A 26,756-nucleotide genomic window follows, 5' to 3' on the forward strand; every position below is an offset into this window, starting at 1 on the left:
GGCGCGTGCCATGACGGACGCGCCCTTCGTCATCGTGGCGGCGTCCGTGGGAGCGGGCGATGCCACCGGGGAGGGGTAGGGGAGCACGACGGCACGGAACCGGCCACAGCAATGACAGCACGCCCGCGGCGGCCCAGGCCGGTCCGGGATCACATCAAGGCGCCCTCGCGGGCCGAATGGAGAGAGATTGATGAAACTGCGCGTACTGGCAACCACCCTGGCCCTGTGTACCCTCGCCGCCTGCGGCGGCAAATCCGGCAGTGACGGCGGCACCGACACCGGCGGCGCCAAACAGGTCAACGTCTACAATTGGTCGGACTACATCGCCGAGGACACCATCCCGAGCTTCGAGAAGGCCACCGGCATCAAGGTGACCTACGACGTGTTCGACAGCAACGAGGTGCTGGAGACCAAGCTGCTGGCCGGCAGCAGCGGCTATGACGTGGTCGTGCCGACGATGAACTTCCTCGGTCGCCAGATCCAGGCCGGCGTGTTCCTGCCGCTGGACAAGAGCAAGATCCCCAACTACGCCAACCTGGACCCCGCCATCATGAAGCGGCTGGAGAACCAGGACCCGGGCAACCAGTACGCCATCCCCTACATGTGGGGCACCACCGGCATCGGCTACAACGTCGACAAGATCAAGGCCGCCTTCGGCAACACCGACATCGCCAACAGCCTGGACATCGTGTTCAAGCCGGAGAACATCAGCAAGCTGAAGGATTGCGGCGTGACCTTTCTCGACACGCCGTCCGAGATCATCCCGATCGCGCTGAACTACCTGGGCGAGGATCCGAACAGCCAGGACCCGGCAGTGATCGACAAGGCGGCGGCGCTGCTCAAGACGATCCGTCCCTACATCACCAACTTCCATTCCTCGCAGTACATCGACGCGATGGCCAACGGCGATACCTGCCTGGTGGTCGGCTGGTCGGGCGACATCATCCAGGCGCGCGACCGCGCGGTCGACGCCAAGAACGGCGTCAACATCGCCTATGCCATCCCGAAGGAAGGCGCGCCGCAGTGGTTCGACATGCTGGCCATCCCGAAGGACGCCAAGCATCTGGACGAGGCCTACGCCTTCATCAACAACCTGCTCGATCCGCAGGTGATGGCCAACAACTCCAACTTCATCAGCTACCCGAATGCCATTCCCAAGGCCAAGGCACTGATGGACAAGGCGATCACCGACGATCCGACGATCTATCCGACCCCCGAGGTGGAAGCCAAGCTGTTCACCTTCGCCATCATCCCGCCGGAAGTGGACCGCCAGTACACCCGTATCTGGACGGAACTGAAGACCGGCAAGTAAGCACCGCCGCCGGGATGGACGCCGTCCATCCCGGTACCGGTCATCGCATCCACCCATATCCACGCCGGCGCCCACGCAGCCCGGCGACCAGGGGATCTCCATGGCGGCAGAACAGGGCAATGGCGCGGCACAGAGCGGCAAGGCGAACGCGCAGGAGTATCTGCGCATCGTCGAAGTGCGCAAGGAGTTCGACGGCTTCGTCGCGGTGGACGACACCAACCTGACCATCCGCAAGGGCGAGATCTTCGCGCTGCTGGGCGGCTCGGGCAGCGGCAAGTCCACGCTGCTGCGCTGCCTGGCGGGGTTCGAGAAGCCCTCGTCGGGCAAGATTTACCTGGACGGGCAGCTGCTCAACGACCTGCCGCCGTACGAGCGGCCGCTCAACATGATGTTCCAGTCGTACGCGCTGTTCCCGCACATGACGGTGGAACAGAACATCGCCTTCGGCCTGAAGCAGGACGGGCTGTCGAAAGACGCGATCAAGAAGCGCGTGGAAGAAATGCTGGCGCTGGTGCAGCTGGGCAAGCTGGCCAAGCGCAAGCCGCACCAGCTCTCCGGCGGCCAGCAGCAGCGCGTGGCGCTGGCGCGGTCGCTGGCCAAGGGACCGAAGCTGCTGCTGCTCGACGAGCCGATGGGCGCGCTGGACAAGAAGCTGCGCTCGCAGATGCAGCTGGAACTGGTCAGCATCATCGAGAAGTCCGGCGTGACCTGCGTGATGGTTACCCACGACCAGGAAGAGGCCATGACCATGGCCACCCGCATCGCGCTGATGGACCAGGGCTGGATCCGCCAGGTCGGCACGCCCGACGAGATCTACGAACAGCCGACCAGCCGCTTCGCCGCCGAGTTCATCGGTTCGGTGAACCTGATCGAGGGCGCGGTGGAGGAGGACGAGGCGAACTACGTCACCATCCGCTCGCCGCAGCTGCCGGATCCCATCTACATCGGCCACGGCATCTCGGGCTTCGAAGGGCAGGAAGTCGGCTTCGCGGTGCGGCCGGAGAAACTCGGCATCGGCAAGAACGAGCCGTCGCAGCCGCACAACAAGGCCAAGGGCGTGATCGAGGACATCGCCTATTTCGGCAGCCATTCGGTCTACCACGTGCGCCTGCCGAGCGGGTACAAGTTCATGGCCAACTTCGCCAACGTGCAGCGCTGGGCCAGCGAAGGGCTCACCTGGAACGACGAGGTCTGGGTGTGGTGGGGCGACAACGACGGCGTGGTGCTGACCTCATGAACCTCCTACGCTCACTAGGCAAGCGCCTGCCGGGGCCGCGCTGGGGCGTGATCTCGGTTCCCTACGTCTGGCTGCTGCTGTTCTTCGCCATCCCCTTCCTGATCGTGCTGAAGATCTCGTTCGCCAAGCTGGCGATCGCGATGCCGCCGTACACGCCCATCCTCGAGTACATCGACGAGGCGCTGACGCTCAAGCTCAACCTGGGCAACTACGCGGCGTTGTTCACCGACTCGCAGTACGTCGCGGCTTATCTCAGCTCGATCAAGATCGCCGCCATCTCCACCTTCCTCGCGCTGCTGGTGGCGTATCCCATCGCCTACGTCATCGCCCGGCTGCCGCCATCCACGCGCAACATCGCGATGATGCTGGTGGTGCTGCCGTCGTGGACCTCGTTCCTGATCCGCGTCTACGCCTGGATCGGCATCCTCAAGAACAACGGCCTGCTCAACAACCTGCTGATGAAGATCGGCATCATCGACGAGCCGCTGCAGATCCTGTACACGCCGCTGGCCGCCTACATCGGCATCGTCTACTGCTACCTGCCGTTCATGGTGCTGCCGCTGTACACCAACCTGGTGAAGCACGACCAGCGCCTGCTGGAAGCCGCCTACGACCTCGGCGCCAAACCGTGGAAGGCGTTCTTCACCATCACGCTGCCGCTGTCCAAGGCCGGCATCATCGCCGGCTGCATGCTGGTGATGATCCCGGCGGTCGGCGAGTTCGTCATCCCCGAGTTGCTGGGCGGACCGGACACGCTGATGATCGGCCGCGTGCTGTGGGGCGAGTTCTTCAACAACCGCGACTGGCCGGCCGCGTCGGCGGTGGCCATCGTCATGCTGATGCTGCTGCTGATCCCGATCCTGATCTTCAACCGGGTGCAGCAGCGCGAGATGGAAGGGAGGCTGACATGAGCCGCGCCGGACAGCGCGCCGTCAACTGGACGGTGCTGGGGCTGGGATTCGCCTTCCTCTACATCCCGGTGTTCATCCTGATGGTGTACTCCTTCAACGAGTCGCGCCTGGCCACGGTGTGGTCGGGCTTCTCGTTCAAGTGGTACGGCGAACTGTTCCGCGACAAGCAGATGCTGCAGGCCGCGTGGATCAGCATCAAGGTGGCGTTCTGGACCGCGACCGCAGCGGTGGTGTTGGGCACGATGGCCGCCCTGGTGATGACGCGCATGCGGCGGTTCCCGGGCAAGACGCTGTTCGGCGCGCTGATCACCGCGCCGCTGGTGATGCCCGAGGTGATCATCGGCCTGTCGATCCTGCTGATGTTCGTGTCGCTGGGGCAGGTGGTCGGCCTGCAGCCGCGCGGCATCCTGTCGATCTGGATCGCGCACGTGACCTTCACCCTGGCGTTCGTCACCGTGGTGGTGTCCTCGCGCCTGTCCGAGCTGGACAAGTCGCTGGAAGAGGCGGCGATGGACCTGGGCGCGAACCGGATCAAGGTGTTCTTCCTGATCACGCTGCCGATCATCGCGCCGGCGCTGGTGTCGGGCTGGTTGCTGGCGTTCACGCTGTCGCTGGACGACGTGGTGATCGCCAGCTTCGTCGCCGGCCCCAGTTCGACCACGCTGCCGATGAAGGTGTTTTCGTCCGTGCGCCTGGGCCTGAGCCCGAAGATCAATGCCTTGGCGACGCTGATGATCCTGGTGGTCAGCGTGGCGGCCTTCATTGGCTGGTGGTTCATGGCGCGCGAGGAGAAGCGCCGACAGCGCGACATGCAGCTGGCGTTGCAGGACAACGGGTAGTCGACGTCGTTGCCCGTGCCCGTCATCCCGGCGAACGCCGGGATCCTTGTTCCGTCATCCCAGCGAAAGCTGGGATCCACTTTGATTGTCGTGTGCACGTCCCGTAAATCAGGGGCAGAAGCAGGATGGATCCCAGCTTTCGCTGGGATGACGGTGGAACCTTTGGTGGCGGAGGAGATATCCCGCCACAGCGCCATAACGTCGCCGCATCCAGAATCGTTTTCCTCTTCCGGCAGACCATGACCCAGAAGCAGCCATGACCGTCGAAACCGTCAATCCCGCGACCGGACAGGTCGAGTACCGCCATGAACTGATGACCGCCGCGCAAGTCGATGCGGTGCTGGCCGCTTCGGCGCAGGCATTCCCCACGTGGTCCGCGCGGTCGCTCGCCGAGCGTGGCACGGTGATGCGCGCGATCGGCGCCGAACTGCGCCGCCGCCGTGAGGACATCCAGCGCACCATGACGGCGGAGATGGGCAAGCTGCGCAAGGAAGCCCTGGCCGAAGTCGACAAATGCGCCGGCGCCTGCGACTACTACGCCGACCACGCCGCCGACTACCTGCAGGACCAGCCGGTCGCGACCGATGGACAGCGCAGCTACGTGCGCTACGAACCGATCGGCTGCGTGCTGGCGGTGATGCCGTGGAACTTCCCGATCTGGCAGGTGTTCCGCTTCCTTGCGCCGGCCTTCATGGCCGGCAACGTCGCCGTGCTCAAGCACGCCAGCAACGTGCCGCGCTGCGCCGACCTCATCGCCGAGGTGCTGGCGGCGGCGGGCGTGCCGGACGGCGTGTTCGGCGTGCTGCATATCGACAACGACCAGGCCGCCGAGGTGATCCGCGATGCGCGCGTCGCGGCGGTGACGCTGACCGGCAGCGAGCGCGCGGGCCGTTCCGTCGCGTCCAACGCCGGCAGCCAGCTGAAGAAGAGCGTGATGGAACTCGGCGGCAGTGATGCCTTCATCGTGCTGGACGACGCCGATCTGGAGAAGACCATCGCCGGCGCCGTCGCGTCGCGCTTCGGCAATGCCGGGCAGACCTGCATCGCGGCCAAGCGCTTCATCGTGCAGGACGGCATCGCCGACGCCTTCGTGAAGCGGTTCGTCGAAGCGGCGGGCAAGCTGCAACTGGGCGATCCGCAGGACGATGCGACCACGTTGGCGCCGATGGCGCGCCAGGATCTGCGCGATGAGCTGCACAAGCAGGTGCAGGCCAGCATCTCGAAAGGCGCCAAGGTGCTGCTGGGTGGCGAACCCGATGCCTCGCACGCTGGCTATCCCGCCTCGATCCTCGATGCCGTGACGCCCGGTATGCCGGCGTACGAAGAGGAACTGTTCGGCCCGGTCGCCAGCATCCTGCGGGTGAAGGACGATGCGGAGGCCGTGCGCGTGGCCAACGACACCACGTTCGGCCTGGGCGGCAGCGTGTGGACGAAGGACGTGGAGCGCGGCAACCGCATCGCGCGGCAGCTGCAGGTCGGCGCCGCCTTCGTCAACGCGATCGTGCGCAGCGACGTGCGCCTCCCGTTCGGTGGCACCAAGCGGTCCGGGTTCGGCCGCGAGCTGGCCGAGCACGGCATCCACGAGTTCATGAACATCAAGTCGGTCTATATCGCCTGACTGTCTGTAGGAGCGCCCTTGGGCGCGATGCTCCTGCCTTGAATCGCTGCCAACGCAATAGCATCGCGCCCAAGGGCGCTCCTACAACGATTGCCCGCTTGGGTGGAACGGATGGTTACGGTGGCCGCCGTTCCTAAGCGGTCATGCCGGTGCCATCTTGTCGGCAGTTGACCAGGAGGCACCATGAGCACGCTGACCGATACCACGCCCGCCCGCGTGATCCGCACGATCCGCGGCCGACCCACGTCCGATGGCGCCGGCGTCAAGCTGACGCGCGTCATCGGCGGTCCCGACCTGCCGGACCTGGATCCATTCCTGCTGCTGGACGAGTTCGGCACCGACAAGGCCGAGGACTACCTCGCCGGTTTCCCCGAGCATCCGCACCGGGGCTTCGAGACGGTGACCTACATGCTCGACGGCCGCATGCGCCATCGCGACAACCACGGCAACGAAGGCCTGCTGACGCCGGGCGCGGTGCAGTGGATGACCGCCGGCCGCGGCTTGGTGCATTCGGAAATGCCCGAGCAGGAGTCGGGCCGCATGCGCGGCTTCCAGCTGTGGGTGAACCTGCCGGCGAGCGACAAGATGACCGAACCGAAGTACCAGGAGTTCGACCCGGAGAAGATTCCGATCGCGCATCCGGCTAAGGGTGTCGAGGTGAAGGTCATCGCCGGCCGTGTCGGCGACACCCAGGGCCCGATCTCGCAGCCGGCCACCGATCCGGTCTACCTCGACATCGCGCTGCAGCCCGGGCACGCATGGGATTACGCGCTGCCGGCGGGCCACAACGTGTTCGCCTATGTGTTCGAGGGCGCGGTGACGGTGGGCGAGGGCGATGAGGCGCGTCCGCTGGATACGCACGAGATGGGCGTGCTCGGCGGTGGCGATACCTTGCAGCTGCGTGCCGGCAGCCAGCCCGCGCGGTTGATCCTGGTGGCGGGGCGCCCGCTGCGCGAGCCGGTGATGCGGCACGGCCCGTTCGTCATGAACACGCGGCAGGAACTGATGCAGGCCTTCGTCGATTTCCAGGAAGGCCGGTTCTGAAACCCGGGCGGCGGGACGCGATCCCGCCGCTTCGCGCCGGCGTCAGTTGCCGGCGGACAGCTGCGCGCCGGCCGTGCGCATGTCGAGTTGTCCGGCGAGTGAGATCAGCGTGCCCAGTTCCTCCGGCGACGCGGCGTTGATCCAGACCTGCGCGTAGCGATCGTCGTCGTACTCGACCACGGCGATGCGCCGCGAGGCCATTGCGGGCGAGGTTTCCTGGCCGCCCAGGTTGGGCCGGTACCAGTACATGTCTTCGCCGGAGAAGGTGCTTTCTTCCAGTCTCAGGCGCCGTTCCAGGCTGATCCTGGGATCGCGCGCGGTGAGCATCACGTTCAGCACCTGCCGGCCATCGGCGGTGACCGCCTTGCAGGTGATGAAGCTGGCATCGACGCGCTGTTCCCATGTCAGGCCGGCATTGGCCGGCAGGGTCGGGCACGCCGGCGCGGTCTGCGCCCACGCGGCAGCGGAGAAAAGGCTGAGGCCAACGGCAATCACGGTCTTCATGTCATCCCCTGGATCGAACGCCCGGGCGTGGGCGGTACCGCATCGTCCGCACACCGCAGAGGGCCGCGCGGGCCCAGCATCCCCTTGCATTCCACGGTGGCGGCTGCCGTTTTCCCCCGGCAGTCGTCCCGACCTTAGCCCATGCTGCGGCGCAAGACAACGCGCCGCGCGCGTGAACGGCGACTGCAGTCACACCGTCTGTCGCACCTTGCCCGGCATCGCCGGGCAAGGGCGTTGGGCTCAGTCGCGGTCGCGACCCAGCCAGCCGTAGAGCATGCCGCCGATCAGGCCACCCAGGATCGGCGCCAGCCAGAACAGCCACAGCTGCCCGACCGCGGCCGGTCCGGCGAACATCGCCACCGCCGTGGAGCGCGCCGGATTCACCGACGTATTGGTGACGGGAATGCTGATCAGGTGGATCAGGGTCAGCGCCAGGCCGATGGCGAGCGGCGCGAAGCCGGTCGGCGCGCGGCCATGGGTCGATCCCATGATGACGATCAGGAAGAACGCGGTCAGCACCACCTCGGTCAGGAACGCGGCCGCCACCGTATAGCCGCCCGGCGACATCGCGCCGTAGCCGTTGCTGGCGAAGGCACCGGCCGCGTTGGGATCGACCGCGAAACCGGGATGGCCGCTGGCGATCTGCCACAGGATGAAGCCGGCCGCGAGGCCGCCCACCACCTGCGCCACGATGTAGGGCAGCAGATCCTTGGCCGGGAACCGACCGCCTGCCCACAGGCCGACACTGACGGCCGGATTGAAATGACCGCCCGAGATGTGGCCGAACGCATAGGCGCCGGTGAGTACCGTCAGGCCGAACGCCAGCGAGACGCCCAGCAGGCCGATGCCCAGCGGGTTGCCGTCGCCACCGAAATTGGCCGCCAGCACCGCGCTGCCGCAGCCTCCCAACACCAGCCAGAACGTCCCCAGGAACTCTGCCGCGAGCCTCTTCACCATACTCATGCCAGCCCCCATTGCCCGTGTGCACCCCGTCACATGACGGTGCGCGCACGATAGCGGACGCCACGCGCGGCAAGTGTTCGGTTTGCGTTACGGAGGACGCATACGGGCAGTAATGAAGCAGATCTCACATTTGCCGCCGACAGGCGGCGGGCTTAGCGCTCCGGCAGCGGGATGAATTCGGTTTCGCCGGGCACGTGGCCGAAGCGGCCTTCCTGCCAGTCCTGCTTGGCCTGCTCGATGCGCTCCTTCGAGCTGGACACGAAGTTCCACCAGAGATGGCGCGGTGCATCGAGCGGTTCGCCGCCCAGCAGCATGCCCTTGACCGGCGTCTTCGCGCGCAGCACGGCACGGCTGCCGCGATCGAACACCACCAGGTGCTTCTCCGGGATGTCGGCGCCATCCACCTGCGCTTCGCCTTCGAGGATGTACAGCGCACGCTCGACGTGGCCGTTGTCGATCTCCAGTTCGGCGTCCGGCTGCAGGTCGACCGCGACATTGAAGGTGCCGCTGAAGACGTTCACCGGCGACTCTTCGCCGTAGGCACGGCCGGCGATGACGCGCAGGCGCGCGCCGCTGCGCTCGATCACGGGCAGCGTCGCCGCGGTGTGGTGGTGGAACTCGGGGGTGACTTCCTCGGCCGACTTGGGCAACGCCACCCAGGTCTGCATGCCGTGCACGTCGTGTCGGCCGGCGCGCACGTCGCCGGGCGTGCGCTCGTAATGCGCGATGCCGCGGCCGGCGGTCATCCAGTTGACGTCGCCCGGCGTGATCACCTGTTCCGAACCCAGCGTGTCCTTGTGGTGGATCGCGCCGGCCCAGAGGAAGGTCACCGTGGCCAGGCCGATGTGCGGGTGCGGACGCACGTCGATGCCGACGCCGGGTTCGAACACCGCCGGACCCATGTGGTCGACGAATACGAAGGGCCCGACGCTGCGTGCCTGCAGGCTGGGCACGGCGCGGCGTACGTTGAAGCCGCCACCGAGGTCGTGCACGCGGGGCGTGATGATCGTGGTCATGGCAGGTCCTCCTGGAGAAGCACGCAGCATCGCACGTCGTCGCGCGCCGATCGGGCCACGCAGGGAAACGGTCCGTTGCGCTCGGTCAGACGCGTCGCGACGCCAGCCGGTCGGCCAGCCGCGTCGGTTCCGGCAGGCGGTAACCGCGCAGCGTACGCAGTACCCACTCGAGCGCGCCCTGCATGGAGACGCGATGGCCGGGCGATACGATCAGTGGATTGCAGCGCGGCTTGCTGCGCAGGGCCCAGCCGATAGGGTCGCCGCGATGGACCAGCGGCGTGCGGTCGCCGGCGAGCGGACCCGGTATCTCGTGCTTCCCGCACAGCACCTTCTTCGCCACGCCGATGCTGGGCAGGCCGGTGACCACGCCGAAGTGCGCGGCGATGCCGAGCCGGCGCGGATGGGCGATGCCCTGGCCGTCGATGAAGGCGAGGTCGGGTGTGTGTGGCAGGCGCGCGAGTGCGGCGACCAGGGCCGGCAGTTCACGGAAACTCAGCAGGCCGGGCACGTAGGGCATGGAGGTCGGCATGCGCACGACCTCCGACGCGACCGGCTGCAGCGTATCCGCCGCCAGCAGCACGGCGGCGGCACGAGTGGTGGCGCCGTCGTCCTCGAAGCCGACATCGAAGCCCGCCAGCCAGCGCGGTGTCTCCGGCACCTCGTCGCGCAGCGAGACCTCGGCCGCCAGCCGTTCTTGCAGCCGTCGCGCTTCCACGACGCTGCCGTCCCAGTTGCCGAACACCGCAGTCACGGGGATGGGGAGGCGCCGTAGCGGCCGACCTCCAGCGTCGCGCGGCCATCGCCGTCGATGCGGACGATGGAGAAGCGGTCGTACTCGGTGTCGTCCATCGGTGCGGTCGCGCAGCCGCACAGCGCCGCGACCAGGTCCGGCACGGTGTTGCTGTGGCCGACGACCAGCACCGTGCCCGCGCGACGTGCCTGCTTCCATTGCGCCGCCACTTCACCGGCCGGACCGCGTGCGTAGTACGCCGTCACGGGCAGCGAATGGGCGTCGGCCGCCGGTTGTGCGGTCTGCTGGGTGCGGCGGAACTCGGTGGCGTACGCGGCGACCAGCGGTGCATCGCGCAGGCGTTCCGCCAGCGCGGCGGCGCGAGCCTGTCCGGCGGCGGACAGGCTGGGATTCTCGGGGTCGTCGGTCGCCTTCTCGGCGTGGCGGACCACGACGAAGGTCAGCGGCGCCTGCGCGTCGCGCGACGGTACGCTGCCGCAGGCGGCGACCAGCGAGGCCAGCAGCAGCGCGGGGAGAAGGCGGAAGCGGTGCGGCAGGCGCATGGGCGATCCTGGTGGGGAGGGCGATGGTCGAGCGTGCAACGGCCGGGTGCGTGGCGCAAGCGGCGTCCTCACGGGCCGGCCGCTACGATAGGGGCCGATCGGTGAAGAAGGGGAGACCATGCGCAAGTGGTTGCGACGGGTGGGCATCGCGCTGGTCGTGCTGGTGGTCGCCTCCGGCGCGGCGCTGTACAGCTATGGCCGGTTTGCCGAAGGCGCACGCGGGCCGGCAGCGCACTCGCTGCCCATCGCGGCCGACGCCACCGCGCTCGACCGCGCCATCGCGCCGCTGCTGCGCGAACACGGCGGGCAGAGCGGCATGGCGCTGCTGTCGGACAACCTGGACGCCTTCACCGTGCGCGCGGGCACGGCGCGGGCCGCCGGCCGCAGCCTGGACCTGCAGTACTACATCTGGAACCATGACTTCACCGGCAACCTGCTGAGCTACGAGGTGCTGCGTGCCGCCGATCGCGGCGTGCGCGTGCGTCTGCTGCTGGATGACATGACCGCGCACGGCAAGGATTCGCACCTGGCCGCGCTGGACGCGCATGCCAACATCGAAGTCCGCCTGTTCAATCCCTCGCGCAGCCGCGCCGGCGTGCTCGGTCGCGCCACGGAAATGCTGCTGCGGCCGATGGCGATGAACCGCCGCATGCACAACAAGGCGTGGATCGCCGACGGCCGGGTGGCGGTGGTCGGCGGCCGCAATGTCGGCGACGAGTACTTCGACGCCGCCGCGCAGACCAACTTCCTCGACCTCGACGCCGTGCTGCTCGGACCGGCGGTCGCGCAGACCGAAGCGATCTTCGACGACTTCTGGAACGGCGCCTCGGTAATCCCGTTGTCGGCGCTGACGACCGCCGAGGATGGCGCGCTGGAACGGCTGCGCGAGCACGGCGATGCAGGCTACCGGTCGACGCAGGCGGCGGACTACGTCGCGCGGCTGCGCAGCACGCCAGGTGTGCGCGCGCTGGTCGGCGGCAACGCCTTGCACTGGTTGGATGAGGTGGGGGTCTACTCGGACCCGGCATCCAAGGGACAGGGCGAGGGACAGGGCACGTGGCTGGTCCACCGGCTGGGCAAGGCGATGGGCGAGGCGAAGCGCGAACTGCGGGTGATCTCGCCGTACTTCGTTCCCGGCGAAGAGGGCGCCCGCTGGCTGGTGGGCAAGCGTGCGCAGGGCGTCGACGTCAGCGTGCTGACCAACTCGCTGGCGGCCAACGATGTGATGGCCGTGCACGGCGGCTATGCGCCGTACCGTGTGCCGCTGCTGCAGGGCGGCGTGACCCTGTTCGAACTGATGCCGCACGGCAAGCAGGACAGCAGCCTGTTCGGGTCCAGCGGGGCCAGCCTGCATACCAAAGCGTTCGCGGTCGACGGCGAGGGCGGCTTCATCGGCTCGTTCAACCTAGACCCGCGCTCGGTCAACCTCAATACCGAAATGGGCGTGCTGTTCCGCGACCGCAGTGCGGCCGCTGCCCTGCTGCGCAGCTATGAAGCGAAGATCGCGCCGGACACCAGCTACCGCGTGCGACTGCAGGACGGCGCCCTGCGCTGGGAAGACGCCTCGTTGCAGCCGCCGCGCGTCTGGGACCGCGAGCCAGAAGCCAGCGTCTGGCGCCGCTGGACCGCGCACGCCATCGGCTGGCTGCCGGTCGAGTCGCAGCTGTAGCGGCCGGCGGTGCCGACGCCGGGATCAGCCCGGCGCCAGCGTCATCAGCAGCGCCTTGGCCGCATTGAAGCGGTCGGGTGCGTCCGGCAGCGGCACCTTGATGCGCAGCTTGTCCGGGCCGTCCATGGTGTAGAGCTTGGGCTGCTTCTGGATCAGCTGGATCACCGCCATCGGGTCGATCTTCGGCTTGGCCTCGAACACGATGCGGCCGCCATGCTCGCCGAGTTCCAGCTTGCGGATGCCCAGGTCGTTCGCCGCCAGCTTCAGTTCCGCCGTGGCGAACAGGTACTTGGCCGGATCCGGCAGCAGGCCGAAGCGGTCGATCATCTCCACCTGAAGGTCGCGCAGCTCGTCCCTGTCGCGCGCGCTGCTGATGCGCTTGTACAGCGTCAGGCGCGTGTGCACGTCGGGCAGGTAGTCGTCGGGGATCAGCGAGGGCACGTTGAGCTCGACCTCGGCGCCACGGCGCTCCTGGCCCAGGTCGACGTCGGGCAGGTGGCCAGCCTTGATCGAGCGCACCGCGCGTTCCAGCAGCTCGGTGTACAGGCTGAAGCCGACCTCGGCCATCTGGCCGCTCTGGTCTTCGCCCAGCAGCTCGCCGGCGCCGCGGATCTCCAGATCGTGGGTGGCGAGGGTGAAGCCGGCGCCCAGTTCGTCCATCGACGCGATCGCTTCCAGCCGGCGCTGCGCGTCGGCGGTGATGCTGCGCTTGTCCGGCACCACCAGGTAGGCGTAGCTGCGGTGGTGCGAACGGCCGACGCGGCCGCGCAACTGGTGCAGCTGGGCCAGGCCGAACTTGTCGGCACGGTTCATGATGATGGTGTTGGCGTTGGGGATGTCGATGCCCGACTCGATGATGGTCGTGCACAGCAGCACGTTGAAGCGCTGCTTCTGGAAATCCAGCATCACCTGTTCCAGTTCGCGCTCGGGCATCTGCCCGTGCGCCACGCCGATGCGCGCTTCCGGCATCAGCTCCTGCAGATCGCGCTGCATGCGGCCGATGCTCTCGACGTCGTTGTGCAGGAAGTACACCTGTCCGCCGCGCGACAGTTCGCGCTGGAACGCTTCCTTCAGCAGCGCTTCGTCCCAGGGGGTGACGAAGGTCTGCACCGCCATGCGGTTGGCCGGCGGCGTGGCGATGATGGACAGGTCGCGCAGGCCGGCCATCGCCATGTTGAGCGTGCGCGGGATCGGCGTGGCGGTCAGCGTCAGCAGGTGCACGTTGGCGCGCAGCGCCTTCAGCGCTTCCTTCTGGCGCACGCCGAAGCGCTGCTCCTCGTCGACGATCACCAGGCCCAGGTCCTTGAACTTCACGTCCGGCTGCAGCAGCCGGTGCGTGCCGACGATGACGTCCAGCGTGCCTTCGGCCAGCTTTTCCAGTTCGGCCTTGATCTCCTTCGCCGTCTTGAAGCGCGACAGCACTTCCACCCGCAACGGCCAGTCGGCGAAGCGGTCGCGGAAATTGCGGTAGTGCTGCTCGGCCAGCAGCGTGGTCGGCACCAGCACGGCGACCTGCTTGCCGGCACTGGCGGCGGCGAACGCCGCGCGCACGGCGACTTCGGTCTTGCCGAAGCCGACGTCGCCGCACACCACGCGGTCCATCGGCTGGCTGCTGGCCAAGTCGCGGATCACCGACTCGATCGCATGGTGCTGGTCGGGCGTCTCCTCGAACGGGAAGCCGGCCGCGAACGGTTCGTACATCGCGCGGTCCAGGTGCAGCGCGAGGCCGGCGCGGGCCTGCCGGCGCGCCTGGATCTCGAGCAGTTCGGCGGCGACGTCGCGGACCTTCTCGGCGGCCTTCTTCTTCGCCTTGGCCCAGGCTTCGCCGCCGAGCGAATGCAGCGGCGCGGTTTCGACCGACGCGCCCGAGTAGCGGCTGATCAGGTGCAACTGCGCGACCGGCACGTACAGGCGGTCGCCCTTGGCGTATTCGATCTCGAGGAATTCGCCGGGCATGCCGCACACGTCCATCGCGATCAGGCCGCGGTAGCGGCCGACACCGTGATCCTCGTGGACGATGGGCGCGCCTTCGGTCAGTTCGCCGAGGTCGCGGATGATCGCTTCCGGCTCGCGGCCGCTGCGCTTGCGCCGGTGCGCCTGGGTGGCGCGTTCGGGGAACAGCTGGCGTTCGGTCAGCACCGCGATGCGCGGATCGTCCAGCGCGAAGCCATCGGCCAGCGGCGCGACGGCGATGGCGAAGCGTGGAAGCCCCTCTCCCTCCGGGAGAGGGGTTGGGGTGAGGGTGCGGGACGTGCGCGATGGTTCGGCTGCCGAGGTCTTCGCCTCACCCTCATCCGGCGCTGCGCGCCACCTTCTCCCGGCGGGAGAAGGGAGGAATGCGCTGAAGTCGGCGACCACCACCGGTTTCAGTTCCGCCGCCTGCAGCACTTCCAGCAGGGCCTCGCGGCGACCGGGCGAGTCGGCGGCGATCAGCACGCGGCCGGGGTAGTGGCCGAGGAAGGACTTCAGCGCATCGCCTGCCGGTGCATCCTTCGCCGCCACCGGCAGCGGCGGCAACGGCTGTTCGCCCAGCGGCAACGCATCGGCGTGGCGGCTGTGCTGCGCGCCGCAGACCTCCACGCGCGCGCGCTGGTTGAGCTGCTCGCGCAGGCCGTCCGGCGACAGGTACAGCTCGTCCGGTGGCAGCAGCGGACGTTCGATGTCGTGGCGGCGCTGCTCGTAGCGGTTGCGCGTCTGCGCCCAGAATGCTTCGGCCGCTTCGCCGAAGCCCTCGGTCAGCACGGGCAGCGCGCTCTGCTGCAGGTAGTCGAACAGCGTCGAGGTCTGGTCGAAGAACAGCGGCAGGTAGTACTCCACGCCGGCGGGCGCGAGGCCGGACTTCAGGTCCTGGTACAGCGCGCTGCGACGCGTGTCGACGTCGAAGCGGTCGCGCAGCAGCGTCATCGCGCGGTCGACGGAACGTTCGTCCAGCGGTACTTCGCGGCCGGGCAGCATTTGCACGCTATCGGTCTTGTCGAGCGAGCGCTGGCTTTCCGGGTCGAAGTGGCGGATCGAGTCGATGGTGTCGTCCAGCAGCTCGATGCGCAGCGGCGCGTCGGCGCCCATGGGGTACACGTCGAGCAGGCCACCGCGCACGGCGAAGTCGCCCGGGTCCAGCACCTGTGGCACGTGACGGTAGCTGGCCGCTTCCAGTCGGCGCTTCTCGGCATCGAAGTCCAGCCGCTGGCCGACCCGGTAGTCGAAGCTGCCGCCGACGATGTGGCGCAGCGGCGACAGCCGCTGCATCAGCGTCTGCACCGGCACGATCACGATGCCGCGTGCCAGCGTCGGCAAGCGGTGCAACGCGGCCAGGCGCTGCGAGACGATGTCCGGATGCGGACTGAACTGGTCGTACGGCAGGGTTTCCCAGTCGGGGAACGGCACCACCGGCAGGTCGGCGCCCGCGCCGAGCAGCGTGTGCAGGTCGGCCTCCAGCTGATGCGCTTCGTGGTTGTCGCGGGCAACCACCAGCAGCGGGCCTTCGTGCGCACGCGCGGCAGCGGCGATCGACCACGCCAGCGCCGTCGGCGACGCAGGGGCGCGCCACCAGGCGCGGGACTGGCCGCCACGGGGCAGCGGGGGAACGGGCAGGGAGATAGTCTGGGCGTCGGTCATGGGCACACAAAACAACGGCAGCGCCGGACACCGTGGAGTGCCCAGCGCGAAGGGACGGTCAGTCTACCAAGCAGGCCTGTGCAGGCCGCTCACACGCCGCAACGGATCATTCCGCCGTCAACGGGTCGATCACCTCGGCGACGACGGAAATACGGTCGACGGGAAAGCCGCCACGACGCGAATGCTCCAGGACGAGGTCCTCGTTCGGCGCGCGGTACACGCAATAGATCCTGTCGTCGGTGACGTAGCTGTGCTCCCACTGCACCCGCGGGCCCAGCTCGTCCAGAGCGCGGCATGACGCCTGCGAGACGGCCTTCAGCTCGGCCGGCGTCATCAGGCCTGCGCCTTCGACGTCGCGTTCGATCAGGTAACGGGGCATGCGGCCTCCCGGTGGCGCGTCGCGAACAGCGTCCTCACCGGAAAATACGCGCGAAACAGCCGGTTTGGGCCGACCGCCGGTCGGCGCGGCTCAGGGGCCGTCGTTCAGATCCAGCACCACGCGGACCAGGCCGGAGCCGTCGTTCTCGCGCACGCGCTTGAAGCCCAGCGATTCGGCCAGCGCCAGCATCGGCTGGTTGGTGTCGAGCACGTCGCCGTACAGGCGGTCGAGCTTCTTCGAGCGCGCCCACTTGGCCAGCTTGCGCATCAGGTGGCGCCCCAGGCCCTGGCCGGCGATGAAGTGGCTGACGAGGATCGCGAACTCGGCATCGCGCGTACGCGAGACCAGGGCCGCGCGCGCCACCGCGCCCACCAGCGCCTCGCCCGGCGGCAGCGCTTCGGCGGCGACCAGCGCGAACTCGGTGTTGGGGTCCGGATGGGTCAGGCGCTGCGCCATTTCCGGCGTCAGTTCCTTCAGCGCGTACATGAAGCGGTGGCGGATCTCCTCCGGCCCCAGCAGCCCGAACGCACCCTGGATGGGGCCGGCGTCCTCGGGCCGGATCGGCCGGATCAGCAGTTCGCGCCCACTGGGCAGGCGGAAGTGTTCATGCCAGGGCGGAAGGCGTTTTGGCGCAGTCATGGCGTGATGCTCGCATGAAATCCGGAAGGGCGGCGAGGGCCGGGCCGCCGCCGGTTCAGGCCCCGTGGCGTTTGCCGCGCAGGCGCGAGACTGCGGTGACGACGGCCACCACCACGGCACCGGTGAGCACGCCGACGGCCGCGTTGAACAGGCTGCCCCACAGCCAGCCGAGTTCGCCCTCGGCGTACGGCTGGATGAAATGATGCAGCGCCGGGATGCTGTGGACGAGGATGCCGCCGCCGACCAGGAACATCGCGGCGGTGCCGGCGATGGACAGGAACTTCATCAGATACGGCGCGCTGTACAGGATGCCGCGGCCGGACGCGCGCTTGAACCGTGCCCAGCCGCTCTCGCGCTTGTCCGCCGCCAGCGCCAGGCCGGCGTCGTCCAGCTTCACGATGCCGCCGACCAGCCCGTACACGCCCACGGTCATGATGGCCGAGATCGCCACCAGCGTGAGCACCTGCTCGAGGAAGGTGCGGCCGGCCAGCGTGCCCAGCGAAATGACGATGATCTCCGCGGACAGGATGAAGTCGGTACGGATCGCGCCGCGCACCTTGTCCTTCTCGAACGCCACCATGTCGACGTTGCCGTCCTGGATCGCGGCCACGCGCTCGGCATGGCGCTGTTCGTCCTCGCCCTTGTGCAGGAACTTGTGCGCCAGCTTCTCCACGCCCTCGAAGCAGAGGAACGCGCCGCCCAGCATCATCAGCGGCGTCACCAGCGGGACGTTGTAGCCCTTGCCGTGCAGCCAGGTCTCCAGCGCGCTGATCGCCAGCGCGGCCGGCACCAGGATGGCCTTGTTGACCACCGAGCCCTTCGCCACCGCCCACACCACCGGCAGTTCGCGGTCGGCCTTCACCCCGGTGACCTGTTGCGCATTGAGCGCCAGGTCGTCGCCCAGCACGCCGGCCGTCTTCTTCGCCGCCACCTTGGTCATCACCGACACGTCGTCGAGCAGGGTGGCGATGTCGTCGATCAGGGCGAACAGGCTGGATCCGGCCATGGAAGAGGTGTCGTGCTGGGAGGGAAGGGGCGATTCTCGCACAGCCTTCCGACCGTGCCGTGTCGTGGTCGGTGGGGCTCAGGCCGGTTCGCGCAGCCACTCCAGCCGGTGGCTGGCGCCGGTTTCGCCCAGCGTGGACGCGAGCAGCGGCAATACCGGCGCCAGCGCCTGGTCGAGCCGCCAGGGCGGATTGATCATCAGCATGCCACTGCCGTTGAGGCGCAGCGGGGAATCGTCCGGGCGCACCTGCAGCTCGGCGACGAAGGCGCCCTTCGAGGGCAGCGCCGCGGCCTTGCGGAAGAACGGCAGCAGGCTGCGGCGCTGTTTGATCGGATACCAGACCGCGTACGTCGCCGCGGGCCAGCGCTCCATCGCGTCGCGCAGCGAAGCGATGATCTGCGGATACTCCGCATCCTGCACTTCGTAGGGGGGGTCGATCAGCACCAGCCCGCGGGCGATGCGCTGCTCGCCCACGCGCGGGGGCAGCAGCGCCTTCATGGCGGCGTAGCCATCGCGGCCATGCACCGCGACGCGCTCGTCGTCGGCGAACACCTCGCGCAGCGCCTTGGCCTCGTCCGGCTGCAGTTCGCAGGCGGCCAGCCGGTCCTGCTCGCGCAGGGCCTGCGCGACCAGCAGCGGCGAGCCGGGGTAGGTGATCAGGGCGCCGACGGGATTGTTGGCGACCACCGCGCGCAGGTAGCGCTCGGCCGCATCGGGCATGCGCGCGGCCCCCATCAGCTTGAACACGCCGCCGGCGGCTTCGGAGGTCTTGCGGCTTTCCGCCCCGCCCAGCATGTAGCGGCCGCGTCCGGCATGCGTGTCCAGCACGAAAACCGGCGTGTCCTTGCGCTTGAGCGCATCGATGCTGGCCAGGACGACGATGTGTTTGAGGACGTCGGCATGGTTGCCGGCATGGAAGGCGTGGCGGTAATTCATGCCGCGCAGCATATATGCTTGCGCCATGCCCCGCGTACTGATTGCCGAAGACGAAACCGCCATCGCCGACGCCGTGCTGTACGCGCTGCGCAGCGAGGGCATCGAGGCCGACCACTGCCTGCTGGCGCGCGAGGTGGTGCCGCGCGTGCGTGCCGGCGGCGTCGACGTGGTGGTGCTGGACGTCGGCCTGCCCGATGCCAGCGGCTTCGATGTGTGCCGCGAACTGCGCGGTTTCAGCGACGTGCCGGTGATCTTCCTCACCGCGCGCAACGATGAGATCGACCGCGTGCTCGGCCTGGAGCTCGGCGCCGACGACTACGTCACCAAGCCGTTCTCGCCGCGCGAACTGGTGGCGCGCGTACGCGCCCGCCTGCGCCGTGCCGGTGCTACGGCGGCACAGGCGAGCGCAGGCGAATGGGTCGCGCGCGGCGAATTCGCCGTCGACCGCGACGGCCACCGCATCCGCTACCGCCAGCAACTGCTGGACCTGACCCGCTACGAGTACGCACTGCTGGACGCGCTGCTGCAGCGGCCCGGCGCCATCCTCAGCAGGGCCCAGCTGATGGACCGCGGCTGGGACAGCGATGCCGACAGCGCCGACCGTACCGTCGACACCCACGTGAAGACCTTGCGTGCCAAGCTGCGCGCGGCCGGCGCCGACCCCGACCCGATCCGCACCCACCGCGGGCTGGGTTACGCCATCGAGGCCTGAGATGCGGCTCGGGCTGAAGCTCGTCCTCGGCTTCTTCCTGATCGTCGGCATCGCCGCGTTCTTCGTGATGCGCGTGTTCGTCAACGAAGTGAAGCCGGGCGTGCGCCAGGCGATGGAGTCGACGCTGGTCGACGCCGCCAACATGCTGGCCGAGATGGCGGCCGACGACCTCAAGACCGGCCGCATCGCCGACGGCGCCTTCGCCGGCAACGTCGCCGAGGCGCAGCAGCGCGACCCCAAGGCCTGGGTCTGGCGCTTCCAGAAGCGCAGCGTCGACTACCGCGTCACCGTGACCGATGCGAAGGGCACGGTGGTGTTCGATTCGCAGGGCCGCGATGTCGGCCGCGACAACTCGCGCTGGAACGACGTGTACCGCACGCTGCGCGGCGAATATGGCGCGCGCTCCAGTGCCGAGGTGCCCGGCGACAAGGCCAACACCGTCATGCACGTGGCGGCGCCGATCTACGATCCTGCCGACCGCGGCCGGCTGATCGGCGTGCTGACGCTGTCGCAGCCGAACCGCAGCATCGAACCCTTCATCGTCGCCAGCCAGCGCAGCATCCTGCTGCGCGGCGCCTGGCTGATCGGCATCTCCGCATTGATCGGCGTGCTGATGACGTGGTGGCTGATGCGCGGCATCGGCGGCCTGAACCGCTATGCGCAGGCGGTCAGCGCCGGCGAGCCGGTGCCGCCGCCGCGTCCGCGCACCGACGAGATCGGCGACCTCGGCCGCGCGCTGGAGACGATGCGGCGCAAGCTGGAAGGCAAGGCCTACGTCGAGCAGTACGTGCAGTCGCTGACGCACGAGATGAAGAGCCCGCTCGCCGCCATCCGCGGCGCGGCGGAACTGCTGCAGGAACCGCTGCCGGAAGCCGAGCGCCAGCGCTTCGCACGCAACATCCAGACCCAAGAGCACCGGCTCACCGAGACCATCGACAAGCTGCTGGCGCTGGCCGAGGTGGAGCAGCACGGCTGGTTGCAGCGGCGCGAGCGCATCGACGTCGCGTCGCTCGCCGACGAGGTGGTGCAGGGGCTCGATGCGAAGCTGACGCCGCAGGAGGTGGAGGTCGTACGCCTGCCGCAGGCCGGCGCCTGGGCGGTGGAGGGCGACGCCTTCCTGTTGCGCCGTGCGCTGACCAACTTGCTCGACAACGCCATCGCGTTCTCGCCGCACGGCGGAAAGGTGGAATTGGAGGTCGTCGAACGGGACGGGCAGGTGCGCTTCGTCGTGCGCGATCGCGGCCCGGGCGTGCCGGACTATGCGCAGGAGCGCGTGTTCGAGCGCTTCTATTCGCTGCCGCGTCCCGATGGCGGGCAGCGCAGCTCGGGCCTCGGATTGCCGTTCGTGCGCGAGGTGATGCGCCTGCACGGTGGCGAAGCGACGCTGATGAACCGTCAGTATGGCGGCGCCGAAGCGGTCCTGTCGCTGCCGATGATCTGATCCACCTCCGCGTTTCCTTCTCCCCGCCTGCGGGGAGAAGGTGCCCGGAGGGCGGATGAGGGGCGCTTTCCTTTCAGGCACCGCATCTCTCGTCGATAGCACTGCGCCTGCTGTCCGCGTTGTCATTTGCCCGTCTTGGCTGCCTCCGCTCGCCCCTCACCCGCCTTTGGCACCCTCTCCCCGCTGCGCAGGGAGAGGGAAGAGCACCTCAAGCTCCGCCACCTCTACATGCCTTCTCCGCTCTTGCGTGGAGAGAATGCCGGAGCACTTCACACAGCCTTCAAACACGCTCCCTTCCGGTTGCACGGAGGCCCCCGACGATGCGTCCCGTATCCAACCGGGGCATCGACATGAAGTCATTGAAGTTGCTGTTGCGTTTCCTCACCGTCGGCGGGCTGGTCCTGCTGCTGCTCATTCCGCTGATGATGATCCGCGGGGTCATCCAGGACCGCGAGCTGTACCGCACGCAGGCCGAGGCGCGCGTATCGCAGAGCATGGCCGGGCCGCAGCAGGTGGTCGGTCCGTTGCGCGTTGTGCCGTGGCGCGAGGAGCGCATGGTCAACGTGGTCGACGAGGACGGCAAGCCCGAGGCGCGCCGCGACGTGAAGGAAGGCTATATCGTGCAGATGCCGGCCACCCTGGTGGTCGATGGCCGCCTGCAGCCGGGTGAACGTCGCATAGGGCTGTACACCGTCAACGTGTACGAGTGGAAGGCGTCGCTGAAGGCCGGCTTCGCGCCCCTGCAGGTGCCCGCCGCCGACGGCCGGATCTATGGGCAGCCTTACGTGGTCGCCGGCATGGCCGATGTGCGTGGCCTCGTCGGCACGCCGTCCCTGACAGTGGATGGCGTGCCGCGCACCCTGTCTGCCGGCACCGGCGCGATGTCCTCGCGCATGGACGGCATCCACGCATTGCTCGACGTGCAGGGCGGAGCGCTGCCGGCCAGCAACGCGGATCTCCAGATGACGCTGGCGGGCACGCAATCGATCGGCATCGCGCCGATCGCGGACAGCAACGACATCACCATGCGGTCGACCTGGCGCCAGCCGCTGTTCGGCGGCCGCTTCCTGCCCAACAGCAAGACCATCGACGACGCAGGCTTCACCGCGCGCTGGCAGGTGTCGTCGCTGGCCAGTGCCGCGCAGAGCCAGCTGGAATCGGCCTCGCGCAATCTGACCCAGCCGCCTTCGCTCGGCGCCTCGCCCGGCGAGTACGTGGCCGACGACAGCGGATCCAGCGCCATCGACAGTGCCCTGGTCAGCCTGGTCGACACGGTCGACGTCTACACGCAGGTCGATCGCGCCAGCAAGTACGGCATCCTGTTCGTCGTGCTGACCTTCGTCGGCTTCGCGCTGTTCGAACTGATCAAGCGGCTGCCGATCCATCCGCTGCAGTACCTGCTGGTCGGCCTGGCGCTGGCGATCTTCTTCCTGCTGCTGCTCAGCCTGTCCGAGCACATCGCCTTCTGGCAGGCGTACCTGGTCTCGGCGGCAGCCTGCATCGGGCTGCAGTTCTTCTACCTGTCCGGCGTACTGCAGAGCTGGCTGCGCGCCGCGGGCTTCGCGACCATGCTCACCGCGCTGTACGGCGTGCTGTACATCCTGCTGAAGTCGGAGAACAACGCACTGCTGATGGGTTCGCTGCTGCTGTTCGGCATCCTGGCCGCGATCATGTGGGTCACCCGCAAGGTGGACTGGTACGCGCTGGGCACGGAACTGCGCTGAGGCCCGTCATGATCGATCCGGATACGCTCCATCGGCGTGCGCGTCGCGTGCTGCCCGTCCAGATCCAGACCGAGGCCGTGGTGGTGGACGCGATGGACGCGTCTTGCCTGGCAGCATGGCTGCTGCCGTTGTCGCATCGGCACCAGGGCTGTCTGGTATTCCGTCTGGCGGCACCCACCATCGCCTCGCTGGCATCGCGTGCGATGCCCTATCTGCAGGATGCGCGCCGGGCCAGGGAAGGCCTCGGGCGCCTGATGCGGCCGATGGTCTATCGGCCTTGGTCGGGACACGGCGCGGGACCATCACAACGGTTCGCGACCTGCAGCGAGGACGGACGCGCCTCGCTTTGCCTGCTACCCGCCGCAGGGGCGGCGCTGTACGCATGGAATGATCGCGGCCTGCCCAAGGCCGGTCCGCAAGCGCCCTGACCGCACGCAACTGCCTCGCCCCGGCCGATGGCGTGCGCTAGAGTTCACGGATGACCTCTGCGTACACCATCGGCCTTTTCCGTGGGCCGGAAATCACGCCCTGGCTGGACGATGTCGCGCGACTGCGTGTGGCCGTGTTCCGCGACTGGCCGTATCTCTACGAAGGCGATGCCGACTACGAGCGCGATTACCTCGATGCCTATGCGCGCTCGGCCGAGAGCGTGTTCGTGTTGGCGATGGATGCGGGACAGGTGGTCGGTGCATCCACCGGCCTGCCGCTCGCCGACGACACCGAGGCGTTCCGCCAGCCTTTCGTCGACAGCGGCATGGACCCGGAAGACATCTTCTATTTCGGCGAATCCGTATTGCTGCCGGCTTATCGCGGCCACGGCATCGGCCACTCGTTCTTCGACATGCGCGAGGCGCATGCGCGTGCGCTGGGACGGTTCGGCTGGACGGCGTTCTGTGCGGTGGACCGCGAATCGGACGATCCGCGCCGGCCCGACGGGCATCGCGGCAACGACGTGTTCTGGGACAAGCGTGGCTATACGCGCCAGCCCGGCATGACGATGCGGCTGGCCTGGAACGAGATCGGCCGCGGCGAGATCGACCATGCGCTGACGTTCTGGCTGCGCGGCCTGGAACCGATGCGGTGAAGGTCGCCGTCGCCAAATACGCCATCCAGGAGCCGGCGGATTTCGCCGCGTTCGCCGCGCGGCAGGCGCAGGTGCTGGGCGTCGCCGCTGCGCAGGGCGCGCGCATCGCCGTATTGCCGGAATACCTGGCGCTGGAGTTGGCGGCCACGTTCGACGCATCCATCCAGGCCGACCTGCACGCGTCACTCCTCGCGATCCAGCGCTACCGCGACGACTGGCTGGCGTTGTACGCGCGGCTGGCGAAGGAACTCGACTTGCACATCGTCGCCGGCAGCTTCCTGCTGGCGTACGGCGAGGGCCGCTACCGCAACCGCTGCGATGTGTTCACGCCGCAGGGCGCGCATGCGTGGCAGGACAAGCTGCAGCTGACCGGGTTCGAGAAGCGACTCGGCGTGATCGACGGCGGCGAGGCGCTGAACGTCTTCGACATCGACGGCGTGCGCGCCGGCGTGGCGGTCTGCTACGACAGCGAGTTCCCGTTGCCCGTCCGCGCGCAGGCCGAAGCGGGTGCGCGCCTGTTGCTGGTGCCGAGCTGCACCGATACCGACGCCGGTGCGACCCGCGTGCGTGTCGGTTGCCTGGCGCGCGCGCTGGAGAATCGCATCTTCGTCGCGCAGTCGGTGACCGCGGGCGAAGCGCCCTGGAGTCCGGCGCTCGATATAAACACCGGTGAAGCGGCGATCTTCGCGCCGATGGACCGTGGCCTGCCCGACGATGGCGTAGTGGCGCAAACCACGGGCGATCCGGGGTGGGCCATCGCCGACCTGGAGTTCGACGCGCTTGACCGCAGCCGCAACGAGGCACAGGTGGCGAACGACCACGATTGGATCGGGCAGCTGAAGCCCGCCCTCTCACGCGCCAGGCTTCAAGCCCTGTAGGAGCGCCCTCGGGCGCGATGCTGTTCGTTGCAGTCCTGGAAAAGCATCGCGCCCGAGGGCGCTCCTACAGAGCGTGTTTTCTTGCGTAATGCATGCGCGGTTTACCAGCCACCTTGCAGCGTCGCTCACGCTAACCCACCAGGCTGACGCCCGGCACCAGCCAGATCGACAGGCCTGCCAGCGCTGACCCGATCGCCGTCGCCGCCAGTACGTCGCTCGGGTAGTGCAGCCCCAGCACCACGCGCGAGACCGCCACGCAGGCCGCAAACGGAATCAGTAACGGTGCCAGCACCGGGTAGTGCGCCAGCGCCACCACCGTGAAGGCCACCGCGTGCAGCGTATGTCCGGAAGGGAAGCTGAACTCGTCCAGCGGTGCGATCCAGGCGCGGATGCGCACGTCCGAGGCGAACGGCCGCGGCCGGCGCGTCCAGCGCTTCAGCGCCTTGTAGAGGGTCAGTGCGATCACGCCGGTGCCGGCCAGGTGCGCCGAGGCCGCCAGCCCGTCCATTCCGTCGGCCACGATCAGCGCCGCCATCAGCACGTACCAGAACACGCCGTCGCCCAACCGGCTGACGATGGCGAAGAAGCGGCGCACGCCGCTCCATTCGCCCCAGCGGTTGGCGCGCAGGCACCAGCCGGTGTCCCGGCCCATCAAGGCATTACGCGGCAGCAACGGACGCATGGTGGCTTCTCCGTGTAAGGGCGAGGTCGGTGAGCAGGGCATCGAAGTCGGCGGCCACCTGGTCCGGATGCAGGTCGCGCATCGCCAGGCTGGCGGCAGCGCCCTGGGTCCGTCGCAGCGCGGCGTCGGCGGCCAGCCGTAACGCGGCGGCGACGAAATCGTCATCGTTCTCCACCGCAGCGCCGTGTTCTCCGTCGACCAAGTGCTCGCGCGCCGCGCCGTAGTTGAACGCCACCGTCGGCACGCCGCTGGCCATCGCTTCCAGGGTGACGTTGCCGAAGGTTTCGCTGTGGCTGGAGAACAGGAACAGGTCGCCGCTGGCAAAGTGCCGCGCCAGCGCTTCGCCGCGCTGGACGCCGCAGAACAGGAAGTCGGGATGTTCCTGCGCCAGCCGCTCGCGCACCGGGCCATCGCCGACCCAGACGAACTTCGCGTTCGGCTGTTCCCGCTGGATCGCGCGGAAGGCGCGGATCGACAGCTCCAGGTTCTTCTCCGCCGCGATGCGTCCGACGTAGATCACCGCCAGGTCGTCCGGGCCCAGGCCCCAGGTGGCGCGCAGGGCGTCGTCGCGCTGCGCCGGACTGAAATGGCGCGCATCGACCGCGCGCGCCAGCCGCACCACGCGGTGGAAGCCCTGTGATTGCAGGAACTCCGCCAGTTCGCGCGTCGGTACCAGCGTGGCATCGGCGCCGTTGTGGAAGCGGCGCATCCAGCGCAGCGCGGTGTGCTGCAGGAAGCGCACGCCGTAGTCGCGCATGTACTCGTCGAAGCGGGTGTGGAAACCGGTGGCCGCGGGAATGCCCAGCCGCCGCGCCGCACGCAGCGCCGACCACCCCAGAGGGCCTTCCGTGGCCACGTAAATGGCATCCGGCGGTGAATCCTTCCATTGCGCCAGCAGGCGACGCGTCGCCGGCAGGCCGAACTTCAACCCCGGGTAGCGCGGCAGGCTGGCGCCGCGCACCAGCATCGTGTCGTCGACGCCTTCGCCGTCGTTCGGCTGGCGCGGGCGCACGACCGAGACGTCATGCCCGCGCTGGCGCAGACCGGTTTCCAGTCCCTGCACGGTGAGGGCCACGCCGTTGACTTCCGGCGGATAGGTCTCGGTGACGATGGCAAAGCGCATGCGCAGCTCCACGTTTTGCGCATGCTGGGCGTGCGAGGTGTCGCGCGTGTGTCGATTGGGTGACCGCCGGATGACGATGTTTACTGCGCCATGGGTCCGTTCATCGCCACCAGCCGAGGGCGGTCATCAGG

Annotated in this window: 25 protein-coding genes; 13 read left to right on the top strand and 12 right to left on the bottom strand. The window is 68.3% G+C overall.

Annotation, left to right across the window (positions count from 1 at the left end; translation table 11 throughout):
- The first annotated feature begins 190 nt into the window (after positions 1-190).
- The 6 genes from AC04MD_RS01725 to AC04MD_RS01750 all read left to right on the top strand — a co-directional run bounded on the left by AC04MD_RS01725 (position 191) and on the right by AC04MD_RS01750 (position 6,961).
- Positions 191-1,312, top strand: coding sequence for a polyamine ABC transporter substrate-binding protein (locus tag AC04MD_RS01725; RefSeq protein WP_475495617.1), 1,122 nt, complete (start codon positions 191-193; stop codon positions 1,310-1,312).
- Positions 1,313-1,412: 100 nt separating this feature from the next.
- Complete coding sequence (locus AC04MD_RS01730; protein ID WP_475495618.1) at positions 1,413-2,549, top strand: ABC transporter ATP-binding protein; 1,137 nt, start codon at positions 1,413-1,415, stop codon at positions 2,547-2,549.
- A complete protein-coding gene (locus AC04MD_RS01735) occupies positions 2,546-3,460 on the top strand; it encodes an ABC transporter permease subunit (protein ID WP_475495619.1) in 915 nt (304 codons plus the stop codon). Before AC04MD_RS01730 ends, AC04MD_RS01735 begins: the two co-directional genes overlap by 4 nt.
- Positions 3,457-4,299 (top strand): ABC transporter permease subunit, encoded by an 843-nt coding sequence (locus tag AC04MD_RS01740; protein WP_475495620.1) that lies wholly within the window; start codon positions 3,457-3,459, stop codon positions 4,297-4,299. The genes AC04MD_RS01735 and AC04MD_RS01740 overlap by 4 nt, the downstream gene beginning before the upstream one ends.
- Positions 4,300-4,555: 256 nt before the next feature.
- Positions 4,556-5,917: an NAD-dependent succinate-semialdehyde dehydrogenase gene (locus AC04MD_RS01745; RefSeq protein ID WP_475495621.1), complete on the top strand. Its 1,362-nt coding sequence runs from the start codon at positions 4,556-4,558 to the stop codon at positions 5,915-5,917.
- Between the two features lie 183 nt (positions 5,918-6,100).
- On the top strand, positions 6,101-6,961 hold the full coding sequence (locus AC04MD_RS01750; protein ID WP_475495622.1) for a pirin family protein: 861 nt from the start codon (positions 6,101-6,103) through the stop codon (positions 6,959-6,961).
- A gap of 42 nt (positions 6,962-7,003) precedes the next feature.
- Here AC04MD_RS01750 and AC04MD_RS01755 read toward each other — a convergent pair whose 3' ends face one another.
- From AC04MD_RS01755 to AC04MD_RS01775, 5 genes are all read right to left on the bottom strand, one after another.
- Positions 7,004-7,465, bottom strand: coding sequence for a hypothetical protein (locus AC04MD_RS01755; protein WP_475495623.1), 462 nt, complete (start codon positions 7,463-7,465; stop codon positions 7,004-7,006).
- A 240-nt stretch (positions 7,466-7,705) separates the two neighbouring features.
- Positions 7,706-8,428, bottom strand: a complete 723-nt coding sequence (aqpZ, locus tag AC04MD_RS01760; protein WP_475495624.1) for an aquaporin Z — start codon at positions 8,426-8,428, stop codon at positions 7,706-7,708.
- A gap of 152 nt (positions 8,429-8,580) precedes the next feature.
- A complete protein-coding gene (locus tag AC04MD_RS01765) occupies positions 8,581-9,444 on the bottom strand; it encodes a pirin family protein (RefSeq protein ID WP_475495625.1) in 864 nt (287 codons plus the stop codon).
- Between the two features lie 85 nt (positions 9,445-9,529).
- A complete protein-coding gene (gene nfi / locus AC04MD_RS01770) occupies positions 9,530-10,201 on the bottom strand; it encodes a deoxyribonuclease V (RefSeq protein WP_475496148.1) in 672 nt (223 codons plus the stop codon).
- Positions 10,192-10,737 (bottom strand): histidine phosphatase family protein, encoded by a 546-nt coding sequence (locus AC04MD_RS01775; protein WP_475495626.1) that lies wholly within the window; start codon positions 10,735-10,737, stop codon positions 10,192-10,194. Before AC04MD_RS01775 ends, nfi begins: the two co-directional genes overlap by 10 nt.
- A gap of 118 nt (positions 10,738-10,855) precedes the next feature.
- On the opposite strand from AC04MD_RS01775, the gene AC04MD_RS01780 reads away from it, so the two are divergent.
- Positions 10,856-12,406 (top strand): phospholipase D family protein, encoded by a 1,551-nt coding sequence (locus AC04MD_RS01780; RefSeq protein WP_475495627.1) that lies wholly within the window; start codon positions 10,856-10,858, stop codon positions 12,404-12,406.
- Positions 12,407-12,430: 24 nt separating this feature from the next.
- On the opposite strand, the gene mfd is transcribed toward AC04MD_RS01780, so the two are convergent.
- The 5 genes from mfd to AC04MD_RS01805 all read right to left on the bottom strand — a co-directional run bounded on the left by mfd (position 12,431) and on the right by AC04MD_RS01805 (position 18,981).
- Complete coding sequence (mfd, locus tag AC04MD_RS01785; RefSeq protein ID WP_475495628.1) at positions 12,431-16,021, bottom strand: transcription-repair coupling factor; 3,591 nt, start codon at positions 16,019-16,021, stop codon at positions 12,431-12,433.
- Positions 16,022-16,127: 106 nt separating this feature from the next.
- Entirely contained in the window at positions 16,128-16,400 is a 273-nt protein-coding gene (locus AC04MD_RS01790; RefSeq protein ID WP_162336333.1) for a DUF4242 domain-containing protein, read from the bottom strand.
- Positions 16,401-16,490: 90 nt separating this feature from the next.
- On the bottom strand, positions 16,491-17,039 hold the full coding sequence (locus AC04MD_RS01795; protein ID WP_313927562.1) for a GNAT family N-acetyltransferase: 549 nt from the start codon (positions 17,037-17,039) through the stop codon (positions 16,491-16,493).
- 55 nt (positions 17,040-17,094) lie between these two features.
- On the bottom strand, positions 17,095-18,045 hold the full coding sequence (locus AC04MD_RS01800) for a DUF808 domain-containing protein (RefSeq protein WP_475495629.1): 951 nt from the start codon (positions 18,043-18,045) through the stop codon (positions 17,095-17,097).
- Positions 18,046-18,123: 78 nt separating this feature from the next.
- On the bottom strand, positions 18,124-18,981 hold the full coding sequence (locus AC04MD_RS01805) for a 23S rRNA (adenine(2030)-N(6))-methyltransferase RlmJ (protein ID WP_475496149.1): 858 nt from the start codon (positions 18,979-18,981) through the stop codon (positions 18,124-18,126).
- A gap of 25 nt (positions 18,982-19,006) precedes the next feature.
- On the opposite strand from AC04MD_RS01805, the gene creB reads away from it, so the two are divergent.
- From creB to AC04MD_RS01835, 6 genes are all read left to right on the top strand, one after another.
- Positions 19,007-19,693, top strand: coding sequence for a two-component system response regulator CreB (gene creB / locus AC04MD_RS01810; RefSeq protein ID WP_475495630.1), 687 nt, complete (start codon positions 19,007-19,009; stop codon positions 19,691-19,693).
- Position 19,694: 1 nt separating this feature from the next.
- The gene (creC, locus tag AC04MD_RS01815; RefSeq protein WP_475495631.1) at positions 19,695-21,134 is read left to right on the top strand and encodes a two-component system sensor histidine kinase CreC; all 1,440 of its coding nucleotides are present in this window, start codon (positions 19,695-19,697) and stop codon (positions 21,132-21,134) included.
- A 350-nt stretch (positions 21,135-21,484) separates the two neighbouring features.
- A complete protein-coding gene (gene creD / locus AC04MD_RS01820; protein WP_475496150.1) occupies positions 21,485-22,858 on the top strand; it encodes a cell envelope integrity protein CreD in 1,374 nt (457 codons plus the stop codon).
- Positions 22,859-22,866: 8 nt separating this feature from the next.
- Positions 22,867-23,286 carry a hypothetical protein gene (locus AC04MD_RS01825; protein ID WP_475495632.1) on the top strand — a complete coding sequence of 140 codons (420 nt, stop codon included), beginning with the start codon at positions 22,867-22,869 and terminating at the stop codon, positions 23,284-23,286.
- Positions 23,287-23,336: 50 nt separating this feature from the next.
- On the top strand, positions 23,337-23,942 hold the full coding sequence (locus AC04MD_RS01830; RefSeq protein WP_475495633.1) for a GNAT family N-acetyltransferase: 606 nt from the start codon (positions 23,337-23,339) through the stop codon (positions 23,940-23,942).
- Entirely contained in the window at positions 23,939-24,820 is an 882-nt protein-coding gene (locus tag AC04MD_RS01835) for a carbon-nitrogen hydrolase family protein (protein WP_475495634.1), read from the top strand. The genes AC04MD_RS01830 and AC04MD_RS01835 overlap by 4 nt, the downstream gene beginning before the upstream one ends.
- A gap of 130 nt (positions 24,821-24,950) precedes the next feature.
- Here AC04MD_RS01835 and AC04MD_RS01840 read toward each other — a convergent pair whose 3' ends face one another.
- Positions 24,951-25,502 (bottom strand): phosphatase PAP2 family protein, encoded by a 552-nt coding sequence (locus AC04MD_RS01840; RefSeq protein ID WP_475495635.1) that lies wholly within the window; start codon positions 25,500-25,502, stop codon positions 24,951-24,953.
- Positions 25,480-26,625 carry a glycosyltransferase family 4 protein gene (locus AC04MD_RS01845; protein ID WP_475495636.1) on the bottom strand — a complete coding sequence of 382 codons (1,146 nt, stop codon included), beginning with the start codon at positions 26,623-26,625 and terminating at the stop codon, positions 25,480-25,482. The genes AC04MD_RS01840 and AC04MD_RS01845 overlap by 23 nt, the downstream gene beginning before the upstream one ends.
- Positions 26,626-26,756: the final 131 nt, after the last annotated feature.

The sequence above is a fragment of the Pseudoxanthomonas sp. LjRoot206 genome (assembly GCF_056175725.1).

Bases quoted from the DNA above. Each gene is read 5' to 3' on its own strand.
- AC04MD_RS01755 (WP_475495623.1), bottom strand. From the start codon at position 7,465: ATGAAGACCGTGATTGCCGTTGGCCTCAGCCTTTTCTCCGCTGCCGCG.
- AC04MD_RS01725 (WP_475495617.1), top strand. From the start codon at position 191: ATGAAACTGCGCGTACTGGCAACCACCCTGGCCCTGTGTACCCTCGCC.
- AC04MD_RS01740 (WP_475495620.1), top strand. From the start codon at position 3,457: ATGAGCCGCGCCGGACAGCGCGCCGTCAACTGGACGGTGCTGGGGCTG.
- AC04MD_RS01790 (WP_162336333.1), bottom strand. From the start codon at position 16,400: ATGCCCCGTTACCTGATCGAACGCGACGTCGAAGGCGCAGGCCTGATG.
- AC04MD_RS01750 (WP_475495622.1), top strand. From the start codon at position 6,101: ATGAGCACGCTGACCGATACCACGCCCGCCCGCGTGATCCGCACGATC.
- AC04MD_RS01775 (WP_475495626.1), bottom strand. From the start codon at position 10,737: ATGCGCCTGCCGCACCGCTTCCGCCTTCTCCCCGCGCTGCTGCTGGCC.
- AC04MD_RS01745 (WP_475495621.1), top strand. From the start codon at position 4,556: ATGACCGTCGAAACCGTCAATCCCGCGACCGGACAGGTCGAGTACCGC.
- AC04MD_RS01780 (WP_475495627.1), top strand. From the start codon at position 10,856: ATGCGCAAGTGGTTGCGACGGGTGGGCATCGCGCTGGTCGTGCTGGTG.
- AC04MD_RS01735 (WP_475495619.1), top strand. From the start codon at position 2,546: ATGAACCTCCTACGCTCACTAGGCAAGCGCCTGCCGGGGCCGCGCTGG.
- aqpZ (WP_475495624.1), bottom strand. From the start codon at position 8,428: ATGAGTATGGTGAAGAGGCTCGCGGCAGAGTTCCTGGGGACGTTCTGG.
- creB (WP_475495630.1), top strand. From the start codon at position 19,007: ATGCCCCGCGTACTGATTGCCGAAGACGAAACCGCCATCGCCGACGCC.
- AC04MD_RS01805 (WP_475496149.1), bottom strand. From the start codon at position 18,981: ATGAATTACCGCCACGCCTTCCATGCCGGCAACCATGCCGACGTCCTC.
- AC04MD_RS01730 (WP_475495618.1), top strand. From the start codon at position 1,413: ATGGCGGCAGAACAGGGCAATGGCGCGGCACAGAGCGGCAAGGCGAAC.
- AC04MD_RS01840 (WP_475495635.1), bottom strand. From the start codon at position 25,502: ATGCGTCCGTTGCTGCCGCGTAATGCCTTGATGGGCCGGGACACCGGC.
- creD (WP_475496150.1), top strand. From the start codon at position 21,485: ATGAAGTCATTGAAGTTGCTGTTGCGTTTCCTCACCGTCGGCGGGCTG.
- AC04MD_RS01800 (WP_475495629.1), bottom strand. From the start codon at position 18,045: ATGGCCGGATCCAGCCTGTTCGCCCTGATCGACGACATCGCCACCCTG.
- mfd (WP_475495628.1), bottom strand. From the start codon at position 16,021: ATGACCGACGCCCAGACTATCTCCCTGCCCGTTCCCCCGCTGCCCCGT.
- AC04MD_RS01845 (WP_475495636.1), bottom strand. From the start codon at position 26,625: ATGCGCTTTGCCATCGTCACCGAGACCTATCCGCCGGAAGTCAACGGC.
- AC04MD_RS01830 (WP_475495633.1), top strand. From the start codon at position 23,337: ATGACCTCTGCGTACACCATCGGCCTTTTCCGTGGGCCGGAAATCACG.
- creC (WP_475495631.1), top strand. From the start codon at position 19,695: ATGCGGCTCGGGCTGAAGCTCGTCCTCGGCTTCTTCCTGATCGTCGGC.
- AC04MD_RS01795 (WP_313927562.1), bottom strand. From the start codon at position 17,039: ATGACTGCGCCAAAACGCCTTCCGCCCTGGCATGAACACTTCCGCCTG.
- AC04MD_RS01765 (WP_475495625.1), bottom strand. From the start codon at position 9,444: ATGACCACGATCATCACGCCCCGCGTGCACGACCTCGGTGGCGGCTTC.
- AC04MD_RS01825 (WP_475495632.1), top strand. From the start codon at position 22,867: ATGATCGATCCGGATACGCTCCATCGGCGTGCGCGTCGCGTGCTGCCC.